Raw genomic sequence first — 3186 nt, 5'->3', positions numbered from 1 at the left:
CAAACTCTTCAAATTCGGCCTTCCTCACCTTCGTCCTGCTATTGTTCATATATTATGCTCTCCTTTACTGGGTAATCAGATCTTCAAAGTACACCCTCTGTATAGATGTTACACCAAGCTTTTCCTCTATCGTGGATGCCAGTGATTCCTTTATTGTTTCCTGGATGTTCTGCTTCCTGTAGTCCGATTCCGTATAGCTTCTAAGTATTTCTATGATCAGGTCGTTCAGCACATAGGAGTTTTCCTGAAGCTTCAACTGATCATCCTGGCTTTCAAGCTCAAAGGCAAGCTTGCACTGGACATATTTCTTGCTGTCCTTAATGTTTGTGGTTATTTTTTTGTCCATTAAATATTTATAGATGACTGCCGTCTCTTCAACCGCCCCATCGCTTTTTTCCGCAAAGGGAAGGTCTACTATGTCAAACAGTACCGATACGGTTATTCCCCCTATGAATATGACTGTAACCAGAAGGAATATCAGCAGTATCAGAAGCACTTTTCTGTTCATATGTATCTCCTTTATTGTTCCTGTAAGTGTTTCACCAGAATAACATCGGTTCTTCTGTTTTTGGATCTTCCCTCAACTGTGTCGTTTGACGCAACGGGATTGTATTCTCCATATCCCATTGGCACAAGCTTCTGTGGATTGAAATTCCCCTGGTACTTGAAGAAGTAGAGTACGTTTAATGCCCTTTCGAGGGAAAGTTCGAAATTGTCCCTGTACAGGGAAGATCTTGTTGGAAGGTTGTCAGTATTTCCCTCCATGACCATCTTTTCAATTATTTCATCATATCCTCTGATTATTTCAACAATTTTCTGAAGTGATTCAATTGAGGCTTGGTTGATGTCTGCCTTCTCCGGTGCAAAAAGCATATTGTTTGAAAGCCGTATTTTTATTTCTGATTCCGACCTTGTGATTTCCATTTTGAGTCCTTCATTGTCGTTAAAGAACATGAGATTGTTGTAAAGGTCATCAAACTGCTCGTTGATAATTTTTTCATCGTAGACATTTCCACTTGTTTCATCGGTTTCTTCATCGAAATTTTCTTCGGTATTTTCATTTTCATCAACGACTGCCGAATTTTCACCTTCAGGATCGGCGTTTCCTTCATCCTCCAAATCCGTTGAACCATCCCCTCTGTAGTTGGGGTGGTCCTCGTCGAATATGCTCAAGTCGTTATCCATGATTGAGGATGCGCTGCTTTCATCTATGAGTACTATGTCTCCAGAAAAGGACTCTACAAGCTCCTGCCACTTGGCGGCGTCTATTTCCGAAAAGGAAAAGAGTAGCACGAAAAATGCGAGGAGAAGTGTAACCAGGTCGCTATATGTGGTCAGCCACTCGTCTCCGCCTCCGTCGTCACTGGGTCTGTTCTTGAACTTCATTTAAATCATCCTTGTTTTTATTTCTCTGTCCCTGTGGAAGGAAAGTCTTAAGCTTCTCCTCTATCATCAGCGGTGCTTCACCTGCCTGTACTGACAGAATTCCTTCAATTACCATCATCTTATACCTGACTTCACAGTCGCTTTTGTATTTAAGCTTTCCCGCAAGGGGAAGGAATATTCCGTTTGCCATAAAGGCTCCGTAGAAGGTTGTGATGAGGGCTACTCCCATATTGGGTCCAAGAGTTGCAACGTCGTTCAAGTCCTTCAGCATGAGTATGAGTCCAATCAAGGTTCCTATCATTCCGAAGGCTGGAGCATATTTCCCAAAGGTCTTCAAAACGCCTTCTCCTTCGCTGTGCCTGTAGACCATGTTTTCCACCTCAAGCTCAAGCACTTTTTCTATCATCTTGGGCTCTAAGCCATCCACGATCATGAGTATTCCTCTCTTCATGAATTCCTCGTCCAGGTCCTCCACCATTTTCTCAAGGGCCAGAAGGCCGTCTCTCTTGGCAATGTAGGAAAGTTGGCTCAACTGCTCTATTGTCTTTTCAACATTGAATGATTTTTCTCCGAATGCCTTTCTTATTACTGTTAGAGCACCCTTCAGCTTGTCCATTGGATAGCTTACCATTACCGCCGTCACTGTTCCTCCAAGAACTATGAGGAATGCGGATACGTCCCAGAATGATCCTATGGGTCCCTTTGTCATTATGGCTGCTATGATTATTAGGAACATTCCTCCCATGCCCACTGCTGTTGATATGTCCATTGCTTCTATTCACCTTCTTTAAGAATATGAGGATTTGTGAATATTTTTCTCCTGAATTCAATTATTTTGTCCACAATTTCCTCTCCCGTCTCTTTGACGAGATATCTGTTTTCATCCTTTGTATATATTACAGTATGGGGAACCTCCTGTATAGTCTCAATTAGGTCTTCATTGAGAAAAAATTCCCTTCCATTTGGCTGTATAAGCTTTATCATATCAGTCTACCTATCTTTTTAGATTTACAAGTTCTTGAAGAATCTCGTCGGATGTTGTTATTATTTTTGAATTGGCCTGAAATCCTCTCTGGGCAACTATCATCTCCGTAAATTCTCTCGAAAGGTCCACATTTGACATTTCAAGGGAGTTTGATGAAATTGATCCCCTTTCTCCCTCTCCTGCCATTCCTACCTGAGGTTCTCCCGAGTTCCATGAAGGGGCAAAAAGGTTTCCCCCAGCCTTTTCAAGTCCCTGGGGATTGATGAAGGTCGCCACTGCTATTGTTGCCACTTCCTCGTCCCTTCCGTTGGAGAAGTTTCCAATGACCTTTCCTTCCTGGTCTATTCCCAGACCTATGAGCGAGCCTGCACCATAGCCATTTTGAAGAGTTCCTATTGACGTAGTATTGTCATACTGTGTGAACTTGTCAGCATTGAAAACAAGGTCGTCTTTCTTTATTTCAATGTCGGCTGCTCCATTGTTAAGTTTTATTGTAAGGTCGCTGGTATCAGGTGTCTTTAGTTTCCCGTCCTCTGAAAATTCAACGGATCCGCTGCCGCCTGCACTTATGGTTACGGATGCATCAGAAGATGTCACATTGTAGTCAAATTCATTGTCAGTTGTCTTTGTGAACATGAAGGTCAGCGTATGGTCCTTGCCAAGGGAGTCGTATATTGTTATATTGTACTCGAAGGGCTCCGAAGGGTCCGTATCAACATCAAGGTTTCCTTCAAATTCGATTTCCGTTGTAGCCTTTGCTTCCATCGAAAGACCAGAAAGGTCCAACGCCTCAAGGGGCTTTGAAGTGTCTATTT

At 42.7% G+C, this 3186-nt stretch carries 5 protein-coding genes; all 5 read right to left on the bottom strand.

The genetic code is table 11. The features are described 5' to 3' along the window. Positions 1–64: 64 nt before the first annotated feature. Positions 65–508: a flagellar basal body-associated FliL family protein gene (locus AC3AX0_RS10120; protein WP_487550171.1), complete on the bottom strand. Its 444-nt coding sequence runs from the start codon at positions 506–508 to the stop codon at positions 65–67. 11 nt (positions 509–519) lie between these two features. After that, positions 520–1386 carry a flagellar motor protein MotB gene (locus AC3AX0_RS10115; RefSeq protein ID WP_487550170.1) on the bottom strand — a complete coding sequence of 289 codons (867 nt, stop codon included), beginning with the start codon at positions 1384–1386 and terminating at the stop codon, positions 520–522. After that, on the bottom strand, positions 1361–2155 hold the full coding sequence (locus tag AC3AX0_RS10110; RefSeq protein WP_487550169.1) for a motility protein A: 795 nt from the start codon (positions 2153–2155) through the stop codon (positions 1361–1363). The genes AC3AX0_RS10115 and AC3AX0_RS10110 overlap by 26 nt, the downstream gene beginning before the upstream one ends. Positions 2156–2160: 5 nt before the next feature. Further along, a complete protein-coding gene (locus tag AC3AX0_RS10105; RefSeq protein WP_487550168.1) occupies positions 2161–2370 on the bottom strand; it encodes a flagellar FlbD family protein in 210 nt (69 codons plus the stop codon). A gap of 10 nt (positions 2371–2380) precedes the next feature. After that, positions 2381–3186: flagellar hook protein FlgE (locus AC3AX0_RS10100; protein WP_487550167.1), on the bottom strand; the 806-nt coding region annotated here is incomplete at its 5' end.

It is taken from the genome of Dethiosulfatibacter sp., assembly GCF_983023055.1.
Note: the sequence above shows the minus strand (reverse complement) of the source record. Positions and strands in the feature narration are given on the sequence as shown.